Genomic DNA, 19,239 nt, shown 5'->3' with positions numbered 1-19,239 from the left:
GGCCATGGAGTTACACCGAGTGACAAACAATGAACCTTGCAACCGCGGCGGCCACAAAATCGCTGAGGCTTAAGATAACGGCCAGCCCTGATCGATTTCGTCGTTCGTTGCTTCACGACGCCCAACGATTTCCAAATCAAAGTACAGGGTAAAACCCGCTAACGGGTGGTTGGCGTCTATTCTGATGAGATTTCCATCAATGCCCATTACCTGAACAATTTGCGCGTTGTCGCCATTATTCGTTTGGAACTTCATGCCAACTTGCAGATTCTCCACGCCTTCGAACATTGAGCGAGGAACCTTTCGAACCAAATCCGCTCGGTGCTCACCGTAGGCCATGGCGGGTGGCACTGTCACTTCCAGGCAATCCCCGGCATTGCGATCTTTCACTGCCTCTTGGATCCCCTTGATAACATCCGGGCTACCGTATAAAAAATGCAGAGGCTCACTGCCCTCTGAAGTATCAACCAACTCGCCGATCTTATTCTTCAGCACGTAGTGAACCGTGAAAACGTCAGGTCTTTCTTGGGGTGTTTGCATCAGGCTTTCGAGTTTCCTGTATCCGGTGGGTTTTCTGTCAGTTGCAGGCCGAGAATCACCAGACGCTGATCTAGCTTTTCCCGCAGCCCTGAAGGCTGGCTCAGACCCATTCGTTGCAGCAGTTCGGTATAGCGGCCCTGCTCATCTTTTGCCCGAAAGGCCTGCAAAAGAGTCACCACTTTACCACGGCGGGTAGCCGTTTTAACCTTGAGCTTGTTCAGGGCCTGACCTAAAGCCAACTCCTGATCGGTAAAATCCCGCCCAAAGGGAAATGCCGGGAACCAGTCTTTGCCGCCAGCCTCTGCAAACGCCTTAGCGATACTTTCTGGCGTGTTGTTTAGCCAACTGGCTGGCAACCGAAACGCTGCATCTACTTTACCGGCCTTTTGTGCCTGAGAAAGCAGCCCCCGCTGAAAGCGGGAGTCTGCGATACGAATCAGGCGCAGATATACCTGCTCATCTGGCTGACCGCGCAAATCTGCAATGCCGTATTCGGTGATCACCACATCCCGCAAATGGCGGGGTATCGTACAGTGGCCGTAATTAAATACAATATTAGACACCACCGTACCCTTGGTGTTTCGGGTGCTGCGCAAAGTGATAATGGATCGGGCATCGGGCAATTCATGAGCCATGGAAACGAAATTGTACTGCCCGCCCACGCCGCTTATTACCCGGCCATCCTCAAGTCCATCCGAAACCGCCGCACCGCTAAGCGTGTACATCATGGCCGTGTTGATAAACCGGCTGTGTACACGCTGAGACGCTTTAAGACGCTGATCACCGAACTGATGATCATAAAGGTGGTTGATAAAGCTAACACTGGTCATGCAAATACGGTCACGATCCGTATCGGAAAGCTCCCTTAATGACTGGTAGAACTTCTTGGGGCCCACATAAAAACCGCCATGCAAAGCCACACCGCCGGTAAGCCTCTCCCCAAGCGCCAAGGACGCAATGGCCTCCCTGGATTCGATGTCATCCAGATTGGTATCCAGTGAATGCTCGCCAACTCGCAACCGACCACCCTTGAAATCCACAGCATCTTGCAAAATGCCGTGCCTCTGCAGCCAGGCCACGTCTCGCGCCCGCATGGGGGAGTCAATAAGCTCCTCCCGGCGCAGTACATCGAGGGTGGCGAGAGAAACTTGCTCGTCAATTTCGCCATCATTGATCAGCGTTTGCAGATCGGCATTGTCATGCACCTCGCGCCGAAGAATGCCGGCCTCCATGAGGTACAAAAAGCCGTCGACCATCATCTCGCTGCAGCCGTACAGGCCTTTCTCAAACGGCCCAACTCCACCTTCGCGTACCGCCAGGGGAAAGCACTCAGCCACTTTTAGACGATCAAATACAGCCCGCCAGGCGTCATTGTTTTTATGGCGTAGAATGGCGCTGTGCACAAGCGCCGCCCCTAGCGAACCTATACCCAGCTGCAGGGTGCCGCCATCTTTTACCAGGGTGCTGGCGTAAAAGCCAATCAGGTGGTCTACCGAACTGATGGCCATCTGGGGCGCGGAAAACAGCGGGTATTCCGACGCCTGGTGCTCAAACATCACATCAAACTGGTCTTCGGCAATGGCGGCATCTCGACCGAACCAAGGCAGCTGACGGTTGATTTCACCCACGATAGCCACAGGAGCCCCAGAAGCCTCCATCTCCCTCAACAGCGGCAGTAAATCAAGACTCAAATCGGGGTTGCAACTCAGGCTTACCATACCCGGCGCATCATGCAGTTCGCCCGGCGATACCATTTGCGCCACCACATTGACTCCCAGATTCATAAGATCACGAACCGCATGGGTGTAGTTGGTAGATATGTATTGCTGCTGTTGGTTGCGGTTATTGAGGTAGCTGCCAGCTTTAAAGAAGAATTCTGACACCTGAACATTGGGAGGCAGGCGGTTTTTTAAAACGTCGCGGGCATATTGCAGCTCAGGAATGTCGCCATAAAGACGCTCGGCGAACGGACCCATAAAGCGCTTTTCCAGAGAAGATGCTCCAGAAGGCGCCAACAGTGAAAGCGCCGTAAATATGTGCAAATTTATTTCAGGATCGTCTTTGGCCCTTTGGTAAAGCGCGTTTACCAAGCGGGTTGGCTTCCCCAACCCCAGGGGCAGCCCTAGCGTAATCGTCTTACCAACCCGACGGATGACTTCATCAACACAACGCTCTGTATCGCTCAGGCGCGGCCTGCCGTTTACCGTCATATAAGGATCCTCATTGATCAATCTGCATGTAACGTCCGTTGGGGGATCATCACACGACACATGCACGCAGACAATGCGCCAATCCATGAATCTGGTGTGAAACAACAACGATCAAGGAAACGAAGAGAATCGGGATTATAAAGGGGGTGTCAGTTAAGACTATAAACAAGAAGCGCGTTAAGGGAGGCGAGTGTAAGGATGAGCTGGGAGCTTCGGGTTAAAAATTCAGAAGTTCCACTTCAGGTTCAGGCAGGCTCCTTCATTGAGCAGCGCAATGCCGTGATCCGCTTGGGCAGGTTGAGAAGCGTACCTTTTACCAGAATTGTCTGTGCTAACCAGGGAAAGACTCAGCAAGCGGGAGCCAATTTCAGCCACGGCCTCGTAGTTGTCGTCCTCAACATCGCCATACATCTGCTGCTGCAACTGATAAACATCTTCCGTTGTCATGATTTCCCCGGGCTCATCACTGGCTCGCTCAGACGCATCAGCGCGGACCACAAACGCGGCAACGTTGAGAACCAACAGAGCGATAAAGATTCGAATTATCATGATACTTACGAAGACCTTCTTAACCGGAAGTGAAGTTTACTAATACCTTAGCCCAAAGTCTAACCCTTGAGCGGCAAAAAGATATGAAATCGCACACAGTTACGCCTCTTTTTTGTCACAGAATTAATCGCTTTTTGTCAATAAATGATCTTCAATATTGCAGAATGTAACAGCGGAATTGAAAATATTGGCCAACTCCTTTTGGCTCAATATGTTAGATCAACTAAGGGTCACTAGGGGCAAGGATAGGTAAACTCTTGATGAATCGCCTCAATGGCCTCCAACACATCCGGGCTGAGGTTCACGCTAAGCGACCCCAAATTCTCACGAAGCTGCTCCATGGTGGTGGCACCAACGATATTACTGGTTAAGAAGCTACGGGTGTTCACATAGGCCAGGGCCATCTGAACCGGCGACAAACCGCTCTGCTGGGCAAGTTCTACGTATGCCCGTGTCGCATCCGCGCCACGCGTATTGGTATACCGGCTGAACCTTTCAAACAAAGTCAGGCGAGCTTTTTCAGGCCACTTACCACCCATGTATTTTCCAGACAGCATGCCGAAAGCCAGAGGCGAATACGCCAACAAGCCCGCTCGTTCCCGCTGTGCAATCTCGGCCATACCCACTTCAAAAGTGCGGTTGAGCAGGTTGTAGGGGTTCTGAATACTGGCGATCTTGGGCCAGCCTTTTTCCTTCGCCAGGCGCAGATATTCCATGGTGCCCCACGGCGTCTCATTGGAGAGCCCGACGTGCCGGATTTTTCCCGCCTTAACTAGCCCACTGAGCGCTTCCAGCGTTTCCTCGATGGGTGTAGCTTGCTCCTTGGAGTCATGCTCATAACCGAGCTTACCGAAAAAATTGGTATTCCGGTCTGGCCAGTGCACTTGGTACAGATCAATATAATCGGTCTGCAGGCGTTTCAGACTGGCATCACAGGCTTCAATAATATGATCACGGGTAAGGCGCGGGCCATTGCGCAGATAGCTCAACCCATTGCCTGGCCCGGCGACTTTTGAGGCTATTACCAGATCGTCACGGCGGCCGCGCTGGGCTAGCCAATTGCCCAAATAGGTCTCAGTAAGCCCTTGAGTTTCTGCTCGTGGCGGTACGGGGTACATCTCTGCAGCATCAATAAAATTCACACCTTCCGAGGTGGCGTAATCAAGCTGCTCATAAGCTTCCTGCTCGGTGTTTTGCTCGCCCCAGGTCATGGTTCCCAAGCATATAAGGCTGACGTCAATGTCGGTATTGCCTAGCTTTCGGGTTTGCATAGCGTCTCCGTTTCAGGTTGTTGAACAAGTAAAGAGAATGTCATAGGACTGTCGCGCGCTTGTCACTGTTGGCCCCCATAGTAAAGCCATGTTAATAAAAAATACGGGGAACGTCGTGATCGATACCAGGCTGGCTCGCCCGCGAAAACAGCACATTACCATCGTTTCCGAAACGTTTCCGCCAGAAATCAATGGCGTTGCCAACACGCTGAAGCACCTATGCCAAGGGCTCATACAACACGGGCACCAGGTCACCGTTGTACGCCCCAGACAACGTCACGAGAGTATAGGCGTGACGCTCAACGCGGGTAATACATTGTTCGCCAGTGAGTATGTTGTGGCCAGCCTCCCCCTGCCGGGCTATGCAGATCTGCGTGTCGGCATAGCCCGCAGCTGCGAGCTTCAGCGGCTTTGGCAAGCAAACCGTCCGGATGCAATCTATGTAGCCACTCAGGGGCCCTTGGGCATAGTTGCGGTCTCTGCAGCACGAAAGATGGGGTTGCCCGTGAGCTCCGGCTTTCACACCAACTTTCACCAGTACAGCCAGTACTACGGGTTTGGGGCTTTGGAAAAGTTACTTTGCGCCTATGGCCGTTGGTTCCACAACCGCACCGCAATAACACTTGTTCCCACAAAAAAAATGCAGCAGGTCACTGCAGACATGGGCATTACGCCAGCCGGTCTCTGGAGCCGTGGGGTAGATTGCAGCCGCTTCACACCATCCAAGCGGGATGAACCGCTGCGTGCGAGCTGGGGACTCAAAGAAAAAGACCACGCGGTGCTTTACGTGGGGCGCCTGGCTGCAGAGAAAAACCTTCGGATGGCCGTGGCCTGCTACGAGCGCATACGCACATTACACCCGCGAGCCAAATTTGTTCTGGTGGGTGATGGCCCCATGCGCAAACAGCTGTCTGAGAAACACCCGGACTATATCTTTTGCGGAACTCAACGTGGCAGTGACCTGGCCCGCCACTATGCTTCTGGTGATCTATTCTTGTTCCCCAGTAAAACCGACACTTTCGGAAACGTCGTGCTTGAGGCGATGGCCAGCGGGCTTGCCGTAGTGGCCTACGACGACGCAGCTGCTCACGAACACATCCGTCATGAAGAAAGTGGCTTCAAAGCTCCGCTGGATCAGGATGAGCGGTTTATTAGCGGAGCACTCCGACTTGCCAATCAACCAACCCTGCTCAATCGTATTCGCGCCCAGGCACGGCGGGATGCTCTCAAACTAAGCTGGAGTTCGCGGATCGAACAATTCGAAAAACTCGTATTAAACCAGAATGAAAAGGCCCGACCCTATGCCAGGAACAAGCAAAGCATCCCGCTTCTTTGAGCTGGCAGATCAGCGTGAATACGCCTTCTGCCAGTGCATCAACCAAATCGTAAGATTTCGACCGGTCATGCGCTATTTCCAACTGGTAAGCCGGCTGGGGGATGGATGGTTCTGGTATGCTCTGATATTAGTCATCCCTTTCCTGGAGCCCAAGACTGGCGCCGGCCTGGCACTGCTAATGGCCCTGACAGGATTGACCTGCACCCTCACCTACAAGCTTCTTAAGCGCTGGTTGATCCGCGAGCGGCCTTTTATATCATTCCCCTCGATTAACTGCGGTACGCCGCCGTTGGATCGCTACAGCTTTCCTTCCGGACACACGCTTCACGCTGCCTGTTTTCAGGCCATACTGTTTATGACAATGCCCAAGCTGGCGCTGGCTACGGCTCCATTCACATTGAGCGTGGCAGCATCCCGAGTGGTGCTGGGCCTGCACTACCCTTCCGACGTTGTAGCTGGCGCCTTGATAGGAGGCCTGATGGGGTATTTGTCAGCACTGTACTTTTTCAGCGCATCCCTTGCCTTGTTCCCGGGCTTATTTTAGTCGAACAACCGTAGCTGGGTGACGGGCGCATCATCGTTACGAAATCGCACACCCAAGCCCAACAGGCGAACCGGCCGCTCGCGATTAGTGACCAGCTCGGTGAGCAGTGGCAGGAAATCATCAAATCCAGGTTCTTTTATATTTTCCCGCACACGCTCCAGGGTATGGGTGGAAAAATCGCTATACCGTATTTTTATAAAGAGCTTATAAATGGGCTTGTCTCGACCCTTACGGGTAAGCCGTAGATTTAGATCGGCCGCCAGCGATGCCAACACGGTTTCACACGCTGCCATATCCGGTAAATCCTGGGAGAAGGTACGCTCTACGCTGACGGACTTGGCAATTCTGGACACCACCACCGACCGCTCATCCCGGCCATGGGCCATCTCATGCAACCGATAACCCTGCTTGCCAAAACGGTCGATAAGCACGTCGACCCCTAGCGCCTGCAAGTCTCCGCAGGTCTTAACACCAAGTGCATGTAATTTTGCGGCCGTTACCTGCCCCACCCCAAACAACTTCTCAACCTTAAGCTCGCGAACAAACCCCTCCACCTCATCGGGCTTTACTACAAACAATCCGTCGGGTTTTTGCCAGTCGCTGGCAATCTTGGCAAGAAACTTATTGGGGGCAACTCCGGCAGAAATGGTGATTCCCACCTCTTTTTCTACCCGCTCCCGAAGATAGCGGGCCATCAACGTGGCGCTGCCCTTGTGGTCGGTAATATCGGATACATCCAGAAACGCTTCATCCAGCGACAGTGGCTCAACCAGATCGGTCAGTTCCCGCAGAATACTCATTACCTTTTGCGACGCCGCGCGATAGCGGGCCATATCCGGCGGTACGGTAACCAGGCCGGGGCATAACCGGCGAGCTTCGCCGCCAGGCATAGCCGAGCGCACACCAAAAGCCCGGGCTTTATAATTGCAGGTTGTCACCACGCCACGACCACCTTCACCGCCTACCGCCAGCGGAACCTCCCGCAGTGTTGGGTCATCACGCATTTCAACTGCCGCATAAAAGCAGTCACAATCCACGTGAATGATCTTGCGTTGAGGCATAATCACTGGGCTCGCGTCGGGTTTCTGTACATTTATACAGCCTTGTATCTTAAAGTAAGATGCTGAGAATGTCAGGAATCTCCCAAACAACCATCGAATACTATAGCGAGACCCCATGTCGAACCCTATTCCAGACTCTGAGCGCACTGAAATCGAAGCCGCAGCTTTTCGCCGCTTGGTTAAACACTTGGGGGACAACCCCGACGTCCAGAACATTGACCTGATGAACCTGGCTGGGTTTTGCCGTAATTGTCTTTCCAAATGGTATCGGGCTGAAGCCCACAAGCGGGGCCTCGAAATCTCCGACTCTGCCGCCCGGGAAGAAATTTACGGCATGCCGTACGAAGAATGGAAAGCGCTCCACCAGACAGGTCCGAAACAGGATCATAAGCAATGAATGTAAACGAAGCAGTACGCATCCATCTGGCTTCATTGGGTGGCGGCCATGCAAATTTTGATGACACCCTGGCGCTGGTCGAGCGGCACTTCGACTACCACTCCGCTGGTTTTCATAACGGCCCACTATTCAATACAGCCGGGGAAAACGCAGGCTCATGCAAAGTGTTTGGTTTGGGTCTCTACTGCAGCCTGAATGAGGCAGACACTCTGAAACTGTTTGCTCAGCATTACCAACAGGTGCTGGACGACCCCGCTGGAGAAAGCCACAGCAATATTCGCCAATTTATGGGTTCTGGCTGGTCAGGCATCCGTTTTGAAGACACGCCGCTGCGCTTACGCCGCCCATCCGAGCCTAATATCAAGGAAGAGACCCAGTCATGAGCGATATCGCTACCTCCGGGGTACAGCAAGTGTTTCAGCTTAAAAGTGCCAGCGTATCCATGACCGCGTTGGAGCTTTATTTTTTCGACAATGACAGATTTGAAGAAACGTTGAGAGACAAAATAAGCCAGGCGCCTGGTTTTTTTCGAGACATCCCCCTCATTATTAGTCTGGAAAAATACGAGGGCCTCGACAGCGAGCTGGATTTCTTCAAAATCATTGGTGCCTGTCGGCGCAATAACATTCACGTGATTGGCGTTCGCGGCGGCAATGACGACCAGCGGCGCCTCGCCCGAGGGGCCTCATTGGCCCTTATGCCCGGAGGCGGGCAGCGAGACCGGGATCACGAAGCCCAAGCCACAGCTGAAAAAGCGGAATCGCCCGCAGCTCCAGCACCCCAAACAATCGTGGAACCACCCCCAACGAAAATCATTAGCCAACCGGTGCGTTCAGGCCAACAAGTACATGCACCAGATGGCGACCTGGTTATCCTGGCGCCGGTTCAGGCAGGGGCAGAAGTACTGGCCGCCGGCAACATTCACGTATATGGCCCATTGCGTGGCAGGGCCCTGGCAGGCATCCACGGCGCCGAGTCTGCAAGAATTTTCTGCCAATCCCTTGAGGCAGAGCTTGTGTCCATCGCCGGACACTATAAAATCTCCGAAGACCTTCAGGATAATGGCTGGAAAAGCGCTGTACAGATTCAGCTCAGGGACGACCTACTGGTGGTGGCACCACTGGACAAGGCCTGATACTGGAATCGAACAAAATAATGTGACCGGGCTGTAGCCGGCAGACACGACGAATCCATCGAGACACAGGAAATAAACCTTGGCTAGAATAATTGTCGTAACCTCAGGAAAGGGCGGCGTTGGTAAAACCACCACCAGCGCCTCCATCAGCACTGGCCTCGCCAGGCGCGGCCACAAAACCGTAGTGGTAGATTTTGACGTGGGCTTGCGCAACCTGGACTTGATCATGAACTGCGAGCGCCGCGTGGTGTATGACTTTGTGAACGTCATTCAGGGCGACGCAACGTTGAACCAGGCGCTTATCCGTGACAAGCGGGTTGATACCCTCTACATCCTCCCAACCTCTCAGACCCGGGAAAAAGAGGCGCTGACCAAAGAGGGCGTTGAAAAAGTTATCAACGAACTCTCTGAAACTTTCGACTACATCATCTGCGATTCGCCCGCGGGTATCGAGCACGGGGCTTTGATGGCCCTGTACTACGCCGACGAGGCCATTGTCGTGACCAACCCGGAGGTTTCATCAGTTCGGGACTCTGACCGCATTCTGGGGATTCTGCAAAGCAAATCCCGGCGCGCCGAAATGGGCGGGGAACCGGTTAAGGAGCATCTGCTGCTTACCCGTTACAACCCGGTCCGGGTTGAGCGGGGCGAAATGCTTTCTGTGGCGGATGTTGAAGAGATTCTCGCCATTCCGTTACTGGGCGTTATTCCGGAAAGCCAAGTTGTTCTGAACTCCTCAAACCAGGGGTTGCCGGTTATTCTCGATAACGAAAGCGATGCCGGCCAGGCATACGAGGACGCAGTTGCACGCCTTCTGGGTGAGGAGCGTGAACAGCGCTTCATGACCAACCAGAAGAAGGGCTTCTTCTCACGGATGTTCAAAGGGGGCTGACGGATGAGTTTCCTCGATTACTTCAGAGGCAAGAAAACGGGCTCCGCCAATGTGGCAAAAGAGCGTTTACAAATTATTGTGGCCCACGAACGCGGCCAGCGTGATCAACCAGACTATCTGCCGCAATTGCAGCAGGAATTACTGGCGGTGATCCGTAAATACGTCCAAATCAGTGATGATATGGTTCAGGTTGAAGTGGATCGCAACGGCAGCTGCTCTGTTCTGGAGCTGAACGTAACCCTGCCCGAACGCTAAAGCCAAACCGGAGCGAGACCGGGCTGAGACCAGGCTGAGAAGAGCGTCTGCCCATTTTTTATGGGCAGGCGCTCTTCCTTTCTCTCGGGCCATTACCACCGGGCGAAATGATCCTCGACCAACCCCTGTAAGCCGGTGACGGCAATTTTATTGCCGTCCTCACCAGTAATGGTTCCGTTAAACGTGCCTACGTACTGCCGAAAATTGGACGCCAGCATGCCCGCGTTGAGCTTTTCCGTGCGCGCCCCTGCCGGAACAAAGTGCAGATCAACCCGACCATCCTCCGTGGTTACGCGCCAATCCCCGCCAGTATGGTAGCGATCAAAGTAAAAACGCGCCGCTCCAAGCTTCTGGCACTGCCCATCCAGCCACAGAGCGTTTTCTGTCATGCCTGTTTCATTAACGCCCGCAGCCAGATTGAGCCCGAGTGAGCGACCATCCTGCAACTGCCCAGCCAGGCTTGCCCAGCTCCAGGCAGTTTCGCGGCGCATAAAGCCGCAACTCCAATCAATGGCGCCACGGGTGGTTTCGTCACACCGCCAGATGCGGTGGCCCCAACGGATTTCACCTTCTACCGGCAAGCCCGCCGACTTCCGGGTAAATACCCAGCCATTGTAGCCAGCCGGACAAACCAGCCTCAGAGGGTCGTTATCTTCTTTCAGCGTTAACTCCACACGAATACCGCCTGGCGCGGATACCGAGATTGACCGGCCCCCAACGAAAGGCCGTATGCGCATAGAGACTTCACCTTTACTAAATGAGGCGCAGCCGTGCTCCGGGTATGGCTCTATTCGGGTACTCAAAGCCAATGGGCTCATAAAGCTCTGCTCAAGCATCTGCCCGGATGCGAAATCGTAGAGATAAAAGAAACCATTCCCCAACAATTTCAGATCCACCAGTGCCATACCGAACACCCACCCAGGGCCAGTTGCACTCACAAACTGAAACTGGTTAAAGCGCCAACGCCGGGCCAGCTTCGAGCGCGGGCGATCCATCACCGTTCGCAAGTCATAATCCAGATAGTTTATTTCGTCTACCGGCTGGCTCAGCACACCGGGAGTGATATGCCCTTTGTCATTAATTAGTTTTTTTGTCGTCATGGTCTTCGTCAGATCAGGCCAATTTAACGAGCTGTTTCACCGAGCGACTGCCTGGTTCACAATCCCCTGCTTCGGGGGCCGTAACGCCAATCGCCTCATGTTAGACTTAGCTCACTATTTTCAAGGAAGTGTAGCTTATGAATAAGACCGGAGCCCATGGCTTTAAAGGCTGGGCCTCAGTCATCAGCGGTGTCATTTGCGCCTTGCTGGTTTCTGCTATGGCGGCTACCACCGCTCGGGCAGCATTGCCTGCCGAAGACAGCGAGGCCTGGAGCCTACGCGAAGAAGCCGGCAACATCCGCATTTACACCACAGAACAGACTGATTCCAGCTTTCAGGCTTTCAAAGCCGAGGCTGTGCTTAACGTTCCCATCGAAGCCATTATGGCTGTTATGTCAGACCCGAAATCCTGCATGGAATGGGTACTCAATTGCTCTGAATCCTACGACGTGGGGAAAAATGACTTTACCGATCGTTACGCCTATTCAGTAAACGACATGCCCTGGCCGGTAACAGATCGGGACTATGTGCTGCACATTCGCACACAAGGCGACGAGGGGTCTGGCGAGATCGTCATGAAAATGAGCGCCACTCCGGGCAAACGGGCAGAAAACAGCAGCCGCGTAAGAGTGGATCGCTCAGACACCTTGTACCGTTTCACTCCCGAAGACGGCAAAACCCGAATGATATGGCTGCAACACACAGATCCCAACGGCGCCCTGCCCGGCTGGCTGGTGAACAGCCTCTTGGTTGATATACCCATAAGCTCCATGGAAGAGCTTGAGCGGGTAGCAGGCCAGGAACGTTATCAAGGTTTCCAATTGATATACGACCAAGACGGCCAACTGACTGGTGTCAAAAACCCAACCGACATTTGAATGTGATGAGTGACGGCCAGAGCCTTAAACGCTAAGCTCTGAAGAAAGGACTTCACAAGGCAGAAAATACCCAATGACCGTGCGCGCTTACGAAATAATGACGCCCAGCATTAAGGCGGTGCCCCAATCCTGGACAATGGATCGCCTGGCACGGTTTCTGACCGACAACGAAATCATCGGCAGCCCTGTTACAGACGAATCCGGCGAAATTGTCGGCATTGTCACCCTCAAGGACATTGCAGAGTTTCGCTGGAATGCCAACCGCTCCGATACCAACAAAACGCTCACAGCAGAAGAGCAGCAAGAAGCTCGGCGTTTGCGCATGCTAATGTTTGAAGAAATGGGCAAACTACCTGTAGAAGTGCACGACATAATGACGCCCATTGTACTGTCGGTGGACGAAAACACGCCGGTGCGCGATATTGCCGATATCATGATGAGCGAACACCTTCATCGGATTTTTATTACCCGGGAGTCAAAAATTACCGGTATTGTGACCACATACGATATGTTAAAAGTCATTTCGGATGAGGAGCTTACAACACGCTGCGCCCGTAACGACTGAACCACCACAGAGGTAGCGCCCCCTATGCCCAGAACACCGGAAAAAGCACCGCAAGCTCGACGTAAAATGTACGTCCTCGACACCAATGTCCTGATCCACGACCCGAACGCCCTCCTCAATTTTGAAGAACACGATGTCATCATCCCGATGACCGTCCTTGAAGAACTCGATGGCCTCAAATCCGGCAAACAAAGCGTGGCCGCAGATTGCCGCCAGGCTATCCGCGCCATCGACAGGTTGCTGGGCGATGCCAGCCCGAAGGACATAGAACAAGGCGTGCCTATCATTCGGGCCAAGATGGCCAAACCTTTGGGCACCCTCTCCATCTTGATGAGCACGGAGCACACAGGCAACCACTCGCTACCGGAACACCTGAACGACAACAAAATCATCAACACGCTTGCGGCGCTGCAGGAACGGCACACATCCCGAGATATCATTCTCGTGAGCAAAGACATCAACATGCGGCTTAAAGCCCGTGGTTTTGGCGTTCATGCTCAGGACTACCACAACGATCAACTGATTGATGACATTGACCTGCTACCCAAGGGCTATCACGAGTTCCCGAACTCTTTCTGGGACACCATTGCCAAAGTGGAAACCGTGCAGCGGGAAGGTGCAACCGAGCATATCCTCAAGCGTGAAGACAGGCTGACAAAGATCAATATCAACGAATTTGTGCTTGATGAGCAGGGGTTTGTGGGTAAGGCCGTCAATATCACCGATGACCAAGTGGTTATCCGGGACCTGAGCCAACACGATCTTATGAATGAGGAAGTGTGGGGGTTGGTACCACGGGATATTTATCAGGCCATGGCATTGAACCTGTTGCTTGACCCCGATGTACACCTGGTTAACCTCACCGGCTCTGCCGGCTCAGGCAAAACCATACTGGCGCTGGCTGCCTGCATCGAGATGACCGTTGCCAGCAAGCTGTACAAGCGGATTATTGCCACCCGCTCAACGCAGGGCCTGGATGAAGACATAGGTTTCCTGCCCGGCACCGAAGCAGAAAAAATGGAGCCCTGGCTGGGTGCCATTGTGGATAACCTGGAAGCACTGCACGAAGACGACGAGAACATGACCGCCAGTGTGGATTACATCCTTAGCAAGGTCCCCCTGCACTTCAAATCCATGAACTACATTCGGGGCCGCAGCTTTCAGCACAGCCTGATTATTATTGATGAATCCCAAAACCTGACCCCACACCAGATCAAAACTATTATTACCCGCGCAGGCAATGGCTCCAAGGTAATCTGCCTGGCAACCTCGCACAGATTGATACGCCTTACCTGAGCGCCCTCAGCTCGGGCCTGACCTACATGACAGAGCGCTTCAAGAGCTTCAGCCACGGTGGTCACATCCACCTGCAAGGCGTGCCGCGCTCGATCCTGGCGGAGTTTGCCGAAGCCAATCTCTGATAAAAAACCACCGGCCTACCGCTCCAAACTGGGGCGGAGCCGCGTTTTTCCGGGCAACCACTCTTTCGTATTCTAAAGAATTTTTCTCTCTACCCTGCCCGCTTTTCATTACTTTTAGCCTTAAAGCCCGATCAATCGGGCTTTTATTCGTGTTTGATATTTAGCCTTCAAACCATTAACCTTCCGTCATTGAATACTTGTTCAATATATTGAACACCCGTTCAACGGAGCGTAACTTGAGGGCGACATGGCAAGATTAGGGGTGGAGTCAATTCGGCGTCAGCAGCTGATCGACGCAACACTGAAGGTGATTGAAGAACACGGTTTCCAGGGTGCAACGATCGGCAAAATCGCGGGAGCCTCAGAGCTATCAGTAGGTATTGTTAGCCATTACTTTGGCGGCAAACAGGGCTTACTGGAGGCGACAATGCGGTATTTGTTGTCATCCCTCCAGCAGGATGTGTCGACGCTGATGGCAGGGCGGCCCAATACTCCGCGCGAACGCCTGATGGCCATTGTGGATGCGAACTTTTCCGGCGTTCAGACCCATGCCCAGTCGGCGAAAACCTGGCTGGCATTCTGGACCCAAGCCATGCACAGCCCAGACTTGATGCGACTGCAGCGGGTTAACGAGCGTCGTCTGTTGTCCAACTTAATGTTTTATCTACGCCCACTCATGCCCGCTGACCAGGTACGCACAACGGCGCAAACCATTGCCGCACTGATCGACGGCTTCTGGCTGCGTGCAGCCATGAGTGAAGGCCGTATTGAGCCAGATCAGGCGATTGCCTTGTGCAAAACCTACGTCGACCAAGCCATTCATGCGAACAACGGAGCCTCCTGATGACGCTGCCAATCTATCAATCCTTTATAAATGGCCAGCCTCTGGCAAACCAAAATGGCGAGCGGTTCGACGTTGTAAATCCCGCCACAGGGCAAGTGATTTATCAAGTTGAACAGGCCGATGAATCTGTCATGCAGGCAGCCGTTGCCAGCGCCCAACAAGGCTTTAAGACTTGGTCGGCCATGACAGGCCTGGAGCGCGGACGCATCCTAAACCGCGCCGCCGCCATGCTGCGCGAGCAAAACGATGCGCTAGCCGAGATCGAGATGCGGGATACAGGTAAACCCTGGCAGGAAGCCAGTGTGGTAGATGTGGTAACCGGTGCCGATTCCGTTGAGTACTTCGGCGGCCAGGCCTCCAGCATTGTGGGCGAAAGCCAGCAAATCGGGCCGGATTTTTTCTATACCCGTCGGGAACCCCTGGGCGTGTGTGCCGGCATTGGTGCCTGGAACTACCCGCTGCAAATTGCCTGCTGGAAATCAGCACCGGCCCTGGCTTGTGGCAACAGCATGATATTCAAGCCGTCTGAAGAAACACCGCTTGGGGCCATCAAACTCGCTGAAATCTACCACGCCGCAGGCGTGCCAGCGGGCGTATTTAACGTGGTACAAGGGGATTACCGGGTCGGCCAAATGCTGACCTCCGATCCAGCCATCGCCAAGGTGTCATTTACCGGCGAAGCAAAAACCGGTCGCACCGTGATGGCCGATGCCTCGCGCACACTCAAGTCCGTCACCATGGAGCTTGGGGGCAAATCGCCACTGATTATCTTTGACGATACCAATCTGGAACAGGCGGTATCGGCCGCAATGCTGGGCAACTTCTACACCCAGGGCGAAATCTGCACCAACGGCACCCGTGTTTTTGTACAGCGCAAAATTTATGACGCGTTTCTGGCCCAGCTGGTAAAGCGCACCGAGAACAACATCATCGCCGGTGCCCCCGAGAACCCGAATACCAACTTTGGCGCCCTGATCAGCGCCGGCCATCGGGATCTGGTGATGAAGTACATCGACAGCGCCAAAGCTGAGGGCGCACGCCTGTTGGTAGGTGGATCCAAACTGCAGCCCGCAGGTTGTGAGAACGGCTATTTTGTGGCGCCCACGGTGTTCGCAGATTGCACCGACGACATGACCATTGTGCGCGAAGAAATCTTTGGCCCTGTAATGGCGGTACTGCCTTTTGATACCGAAGAAGAAGTCGTCCAACGCGCCAACAACACCGAGTACGGCTTGGCCGCCGGTATCTTCACTGCAGACATCACCCGTGCTCATCGTGTGATTCATCAGTTAGAGGCAGGGATTTGCTGGATCAACAGTTTTGGTGCCTCACCCGCCGAAATGCCGGTGGGCGGCTATAAGCTTTCGGGACTTGGCCGCGAGAATGGCCGCGAAGCACTCGCGCACTACACCCAAACCAAATCGGTATACGTGGGCTTGGCGCCTCTTGAGGCGCCGTTCTAACAACACCATTCAAACCATCGTCGCTGCGGATTGCTGGTCCGCGTCCGTATGAAGGAGACAGTTTTGCAGTTTGATCATGAATTTGACTATGTGATTGTGGGTACCGGCTCTGCGGGTTGCGTATTGGCCAACCGTTTAACGGAGAGTGAGCAAGACCAAGTGCTGGTACTGGAAGCCGGGCGCCGGGACGACACCTGGAAGATCCACATGCCAGCGGCGCTGATGTTCAACCTGATGGACGACAAGTACAACTGGTATTACCACACAGAGCCACAGACGTTTCTGAACAACCGGAAACTCTACTGGCCTCGCGGCAAGGTTTGGGGCGGCGGTTCAACCCTGAACGCCATGGTTTATATTCGCGGCCATGCTTACGATTACGATCGTTGGCACGAAGAGGGCGCAGTTGGCTGGCGCTACCAGGATGTCCTGCCCTACTTTCGCAAAGCCGAGAGCCGGGAACAGGGCGCGGACGACTACCGCGGCGGTGACGGCCCACTCAACGTGCACACCGGAGACGAGCCGAATCCTTTGTTTGGTGCCTTTTTGGAAGCAAGCCAACAAGCGGGCTACCCCTACACCAAAGACATGAATGGCTACCAGCAAGAAGGCGTTGGTGAGATGGACATGACCATCCGCAAAGGCAAACGCTGGAGTGCAGCCCAGGCCTACCTGCGACCGGTACTGGAGCGCCCCAACCTGACCACCGAAACCGGCGCCATGACCACGCGCATCCTGTTTGATGGCAACACAGCCGTCGGGGTTGAGTATGTTCAAAACGGCAAAACGGTTCGAGTCGCGGCCCGCAAAGAAGTGATTGTGAGTGGCGGTGCCATCAACTCGCCGCAACTGTTAATGCTGTCTGGCATCGGTGCCGCAGCCGAGCTGGAAGAACATAATATTCCCGTAGTGGCGGACAGGCCCGGGGTTGGCAAAAATCTGCAAGACCACCTGGAAATATACGTTCAGCACAAATCGACCAAACCGGTCACGCTTTACAAGTACACCACGCAACCCGGCAAAACCCTCGCGGGTATGAAGTGGTTCTTGAACAATGATTGGGGTGCTTGTCGTACCTCGCACCTGGAAGCCGGCGGGTTCATCCGCTCCAAGGCAGGTGTGCAGCATCCGGATATCCAATTTCACTTCCTGCCATCCCAGGTACTGGATCACGGCCGTAAAGACGCCGAGTGCCATGGTTACCAGGTTCATGTTGGCCCCATGCGACCTACCAGCCGCGGTTACCTGAAGCTGAAATCCGCCAGGCCGGGTGACCACCCCATCATTCAGCCCAACCTTCTCAGCACCGAGCAAGACCGCTGGGAAATGCGGGAAAGCATTAAGCTAACCCGGGAAATTTTCACCCAATCGGCGTTCGATCCGTTCCGGGGCGAAGAACTAAGGCCAGGCGCCAAAGCCACCTCCGACGAGGATATTGACGCCTTCATCCGTGAATACGCAGACAGCGCCTATCACCCGTCCTGCACCTGCAAAATGGGAGCAGCCGACGACCCCATGGCCGTAGTGGACGAACAGGCACGGGTCTACGGTGTGCAAAATTTACGCGTGGTGGATGCCTCCATCATGCCAAGCTTGGTGAGCGGCAACCTGAACGCGCCCACCATTATGCTGGCGGAAAAGTGCGCGGATCACATCCGTGGCCGGGCCCCGCTAACACCTTCAACCGCTCCTGTTTGGGAGCACCCTGACTGGAAGAACGCACAACGCTAACGCTGTGACCGATAACCGAGAAAGGAGAACAACTAATGAAGAAGCTTATTTTGGCCTGTGCTGGCCTTGCGATCAGTGGCGCCGCAGTGGCCGCCCCGAACACCGAATGTAAAACCGTTCGTTTTGCCGATGTGGGCTGGACCGACATAACTGCCACCACCGCGCTGGCCTCCGAAGTATTAGCAGGCATGGGCTATGAGCCAGAAGCAAAAGTGCTGTCGGTGCCCGTTACCTATCGGTCGCTCCAGAACAAGGATATTGACGTGTTCCTGGGCAACTGGATGCCAACCATGGAAGGCGACGTGCGCCCTTACCTGGAAAGCGGCGATGTTGAAACCGTGATCACCAACCTGGAAGGCGCCAAGTACACCCTGGCTGTACCTCAGTATGTTTACGACGCAGGTGTAACCAGCTTTGCTGACATTGCCATGCACGCAGACGAATTTGATGGCGGTATTTATGGCATCGAGCCAGGCAACGATGGCAACCGCCTGATTCATGACATGATCGACAAAGACGCGTTCGGCCTCGGTGACTTCCGGGTAGTGGAGTCCAGCGAAGCTGGCATGCTCTCCCAGGTTGGCCGTGCGGCCCGGCGTGATGAGTGGGTGGTTTTCCTTGCATGGGAGCCGCACCCAATGAACGCCAATCATGACTTGGCCTACCTGGACGGTGGTGATGACTTCTTTGGCCCCAACTACGGCGGTGCTACCGTTCACACCAACGTACGCAAAAACTACCTGAGCGAGTGCCCGAACGTAGGCACTCTGCTGACCAACATGACGTTCTCGCTGACCATGGAAAACGAAGTGATGGGCGCCATCCTGAACGACGGCGAAGAGCCACGGGACGCAGCCCACACCTGGCTGGCCAACAACCCATCGGTACTGGATGGCTGGCTTGAGGGTGTCACCACCCTGAACGGCGATGCCGCACTGCCCGCGGTTAAGGCCTCCCTGAAGTAATACCAAGCGCGGTACTGAAAACAGTACCTTGCGGGCGCTGAGCCGGCCGGTTCAGGGCGCCTGATTATGGTTACGAACACCT

Annotated in this window: 19 protein-coding genes and 1 pseudogene; 14 read left to right on the top strand and 6 right to left on the bottom strand. The window is 54.2% G+C overall.

Going from position 1 to position 19,239, the window contains the following annotated elements:
- Window positions 1-69 precede the first annotated feature (69 nt).
- The 4 genes from BCA33_RS11965 to BCA33_RS11950 all read right to left on the bottom strand — a co-directional run bounded on the left by BCA33_RS11965 (window position 70) and on the right by BCA33_RS11950 (window position 4,570).
- The gene (locus BCA33_RS11965) at window positions 70-540 is read right to left on the bottom strand and encodes a peptidylprolyl isomerase (protein ID WP_071266132.1); all 471 of its coding nucleotides are present in this window, start codon (window positions 538-540) and stop codon (window positions 70-72) included.
- On the bottom strand, window positions 540-2,750 hold the full coding sequence (locus tag BCA33_RS11960; RefSeq protein ID WP_071266130.1) for an acetyl-CoA hydrolase/transferase C-terminal domain-containing protein: 2,211 nt from the start codon (window positions 2,748-2,750) through the stop codon (window positions 540-542). Before BCA33_RS11960 ends, BCA33_RS11965 begins: the two co-directional genes overlap by 1 nt.
- 225 nt (window positions 2,751-2,975) lie before the next feature.
- Window positions 2,976-3,299: a hypothetical protein gene (locus BCA33_RS11955; protein WP_071266127.1), complete on the bottom strand. Its 324-nt coding sequence runs from the start codon at window positions 3,297-3,299 to the stop codon at window positions 2,976-2,978.
- A 233-nt stretch (window positions 3,300-3,532) separates the two neighbouring features.
- Window positions 3,533-4,570 (bottom strand): NADP(H)-dependent aldo-keto reductase, encoded by a 1,038-nt coding sequence (locus tag BCA33_RS11950; RefSeq protein ID WP_071266125.1) that lies wholly within the window; start codon window positions 4,568-4,570, stop codon window positions 3,533-3,535.
- 88 nt (window positions 4,571-4,658) lie between these two features.
- Here BCA33_RS11950 and BCA33_RS11945 point away from each other — a divergent pair, with 88 nt between their 5' ends.
- Both BCA33_RS11945 and BCA33_RS11940 read left to right on the top strand, forming a co-directional pair.
- Window positions 4,659-5,906 (top strand): glycosyltransferase family 1 protein, encoded by a 1,248-nt coding sequence (locus BCA33_RS11945; protein WP_071266123.1) that lies wholly within the window; start codon window positions 4,659-4,661, stop codon window positions 5,904-5,906.
- Complete coding sequence (locus BCA33_RS11940) at window positions 5,872-6,450, top strand: phosphatase PAP2 family protein (protein ID WP_071266121.1); 579 nt, start codon at window positions 5,872-5,874, stop codon at window positions 6,448-6,450. The genes BCA33_RS11945 and BCA33_RS11940 overlap by 35 nt, the downstream gene beginning before the upstream one ends.
- On the opposite strand, the gene dinB is transcribed toward BCA33_RS11940, so the two are convergent.
- Entirely contained in the window at window positions 6,447-7,511 is a 1,065-nt protein-coding gene (dinB, locus tag BCA33_RS11935) for a DNA polymerase IV (RefSeq protein ID WP_071266278.1), read from the bottom strand. The genes BCA33_RS11940 and dinB overlap by 4 nt on opposite strands.
- Before the next feature lie 115 nt (window positions 7,512-7,626).
- Here dinB and BCA33_RS11930 point away from each other — a divergent pair, with 115 nt between their 5' ends.
- The 5 genes from BCA33_RS11930 to minE all read left to right on the top strand — a co-directional run bounded on the left by BCA33_RS11930 (window position 7,627) and on the right by minE (window position 10,190).
- The gene (locus tag BCA33_RS11930; protein WP_071266119.1) at window positions 7,627-7,908 is read left to right on the top strand and encodes a DUF1244 domain-containing protein; all 282 of its coding nucleotides are present in this window, start codon (window positions 7,627-7,629) and stop codon (window positions 7,906-7,908) included.
- Window positions 7,905-8,291, top strand: coding sequence for a HopJ type III effector protein (locus BCA33_RS11925; protein ID WP_071266117.1), 387 nt, complete (start codon window positions 7,905-7,907; stop codon window positions 8,289-8,291). The genes BCA33_RS11930 and BCA33_RS11925 overlap by 4 nt, the downstream gene beginning before the upstream one ends.
- Window positions 8,288-9,043: a septum site-determining protein MinC gene (minC, locus tag BCA33_RS11920; protein ID WP_071266115.1), complete on the top strand. Its 756-nt coding sequence runs from the start codon at window positions 8,288-8,290 to the stop codon at window positions 9,041-9,043. Before BCA33_RS11925 ends, minC begins: the two co-directional genes overlap by 4 nt.
- 79 nt (window positions 9,044-9,122) lie before the next feature.
- Window positions 9,123-9,935 (top strand): septum site-determining protein MinD, encoded by an 813-nt coding sequence (gene minD, locus BCA33_RS11915; protein WP_071266113.1) that lies wholly within the window; start codon window positions 9,123-9,125, stop codon window positions 9,933-9,935.
- A gap of 3 nt (window positions 9,936-9,938) precedes the next feature.
- A complete protein-coding gene (gene minE / locus BCA33_RS11910; protein ID WP_071266111.1) occupies window positions 9,939-10,190 on the top strand; it encodes a cell division topological specificity factor MinE in 252 nt (83 codons plus the stop codon).
- 92 nt (window positions 10,191-10,282) lie between these two features.
- Here the strand turns inward: minE and BCA33_RS11905 are convergent, their stop codons facing one another.
- Window positions 10,283-11,290, bottom strand: coding sequence for a DUF2804 domain-containing protein (locus tag BCA33_RS11905; RefSeq protein ID WP_071266109.1), 1,008 nt, complete (start codon window positions 11,288-11,290; stop codon window positions 10,283-10,285).
- 137 nt (window positions 11,291-11,427) lie between these two features.
- Between BCA33_RS11905 and BCA33_RS11900 the strand changes: the two genes are divergently transcribed.
- The 7 genes and pseudogenes from BCA33_RS11900 to BCA33_RS11870 all read left to right on the top strand — a co-directional run bounded on the left by BCA33_RS11900 (window position 11,428) and on the right by BCA33_RS11870 (window position 19,157).
- The gene (locus BCA33_RS11900) at window positions 11,428-12,168 is read left to right on the top strand and encodes an START domain-containing protein (protein ID WP_071266107.1); all 741 of its coding nucleotides are present in this window, start codon (window positions 11,428-11,430) and stop codon (window positions 12,166-12,168) included.
- Window positions 12,169-12,241: 73 nt separating this feature from the next.
- Window positions 12,242-12,733, top strand: a complete 492-nt coding sequence (locus BCA33_RS11895; RefSeq protein ID WP_071266105.1) for an HPP family protein — start codon at window positions 12,242-12,244, stop codon at window positions 12,731-12,733.
- A 66-nt stretch (window positions 12,734-12,799) separates the two neighbouring features.
- Window positions 12,800-14,154: pseudogene (locus BCA33_RS11890) on the top strand (PhoH family protein).
- Between the two features lie 247 nt (window positions 14,155-14,401).
- Window positions 14,402-14,998 (top strand): transcriptional regulator BetI, encoded by a 597-nt coding sequence (gene betI / locus BCA33_RS11885; protein WP_071266103.1) that lies wholly within the window; start codon window positions 14,402-14,404, stop codon window positions 14,996-14,998.
- Window positions 14,998-16,461: a betaine-aldehyde dehydrogenase gene (betB, locus tag BCA33_RS11880; protein WP_071266101.1), complete on the top strand. Its 1,464-nt coding sequence runs from the start codon at window positions 14,998-15,000 to the stop codon at window positions 16,459-16,461. Before betI ends, betB begins: the two co-directional genes overlap by 1 nt.
- A gap of 63 nt (window positions 16,462-16,524) precedes the next feature.
- The gene (betA, locus tag BCA33_RS11875) at window positions 16,525-18,192 is read left to right on the top strand and encodes a choline dehydrogenase (RefSeq protein WP_254774355.1); all 1,668 of its coding nucleotides are present in this window, start codon (window positions 16,525-16,527) and stop codon (window positions 18,190-18,192) included.
- Between the two features lie 35 nt (window positions 18,193-18,227).
- Window positions 18,228-19,157 (top strand): choline ABC transporter substrate-binding protein, encoded by a 930-nt coding sequence (locus BCA33_RS11870; protein ID WP_071266096.1) that lies wholly within the window; start codon window positions 18,228-18,230, stop codon window positions 19,155-19,157.
- The last annotated feature ends 82 nt before the right edge of the window (window positions 19,158-19,239 follow it).

Origin of the sequence: Marinobacter sp. AC-23, from assembly GCF_001858325.1 — a bacterium.
Lineage (GTDB): Bacteria > Pseudomonadota > Gammaproteobacteria > Pseudomonadales > Oleiphilaceae > Marinobacter.
The sequence above is the reverse complement of the archived record's forward strand: the minus strand, read 5'-3'. Positions and strand labels throughout refer to the sequence as shown.

What these genes read in the sequence shown, in the direction of transcription:
- betB (WP_071266101.1), top strand. Translation starts at nt 14,998, where the DNA reads ATGACGCTGCCAATCTATCAATCCTTTATAAATGGCCAGCCTCTGGCA.
- BCA33_RS11925 (WP_071266117.1), top strand. Translation starts at nt 7,905, where the DNA reads ATGAATGTAAACGAAGCAGTACGCATCCATCTGGCTTCATTGGGTGGC.
- BCA33_RS11955 (WP_071266127.1), bottom strand. Translation starts at nt 3,299, where the DNA reads ATGATAATTCGAATCTTTATCGCTCTGTTGGTTCTCAACGTTGCCGCG.
- betI (WP_071266103.1), top strand. Translation starts at nt 14,402, where the DNA reads ATGGCAAGATTAGGGGTGGAGTCAATTCGGCGTCAGCAGCTGATCGAC.
- BCA33_RS11905 (WP_071266109.1), bottom strand. Translation starts at nt 11,290, where the DNA reads ATGACGACAAAAAAACTAATTAATGACAAAGGGCATATCACTCCCGGT.
- minC (WP_071266115.1), top strand. Translation starts at nt 8,288, where the DNA reads ATGAGCGATATCGCTACCTCCGGGGTACAGCAAGTGTTTCAGCTTAAA.
- BCA33_RS11945 (WP_071266123.1), top strand. Translation starts at nt 4,659, where the DNA reads ATGTTAATAAAAAATACGGGGAACGTCGTGATCGATACCAGGCTGGCT.
- BCA33_RS11930 (WP_071266119.1), top strand. Translation starts at nt 7,627, where the DNA reads ATGTCGAACCCTATTCCAGACTCTGAGCGCACTGAAATCGAAGCCGCA.
- BCA33_RS11870 (WP_071266096.1), top strand. Translation starts at nt 18,228, where the DNA reads ATGAAGAAGCTTATTTTGGCCTGTGCTGGCCTTGCGATCAGTGGCGCC.
- BCA33_RS11900 (WP_071266107.1), top strand. Translation starts at nt 11,428, where the DNA reads ATGAATAAGACCGGAGCCCATGGCTTTAAAGGCTGGGCCTCAGTCATC.
- minE (WP_071266111.1), top strand. Translation starts at nt 9,939, where the DNA reads ATGAGTTTCCTCGATTACTTCAGAGGCAAGAAAACGGGCTCCGCCAAT.
- BCA33_RS11950 (WP_071266125.1), bottom strand. Translation starts at nt 4,570, where the DNA reads ATGCAAACCCGAAAGCTAGGCAATACCGACATTGACGTCAGCCTTATA.
- BCA33_RS11960 (WP_071266130.1), bottom strand. Translation starts at nt 2,750, where the DNA reads ATGACGGTAAACGGCAGGCCGCGCCTGAGCGATACAGAGCGTTGTGTT.
- BCA33_RS11940 (WP_071266121.1), top strand. Translation starts at nt 5,872, where the DNA reads ATGCCAGGAACAAGCAAAGCATCCCGCTTCTTTGAGCTGGCAGATCAG.
- BCA33_RS11965 (WP_071266132.1), bottom strand. Translation starts at nt 540, where the DNA reads ATGCAAACACCCCAAGAAAGACCTGACGTTTTCACGGTTCACTACGTG.
- BCA33_RS11895 (WP_071266105.1), top strand. Translation starts at nt 12,242, where the DNA reads ATGACCGTGCGCGCTTACGAAATAATGACGCCCAGCATTAAGGCGGTG.
- dinB (WP_071266278.1), bottom strand. Translation starts at nt 7,511, where the DNA reads ATGCCTCAACGCAAGATCATTCACGTGGATTGTGACTGCTTTTATGCG.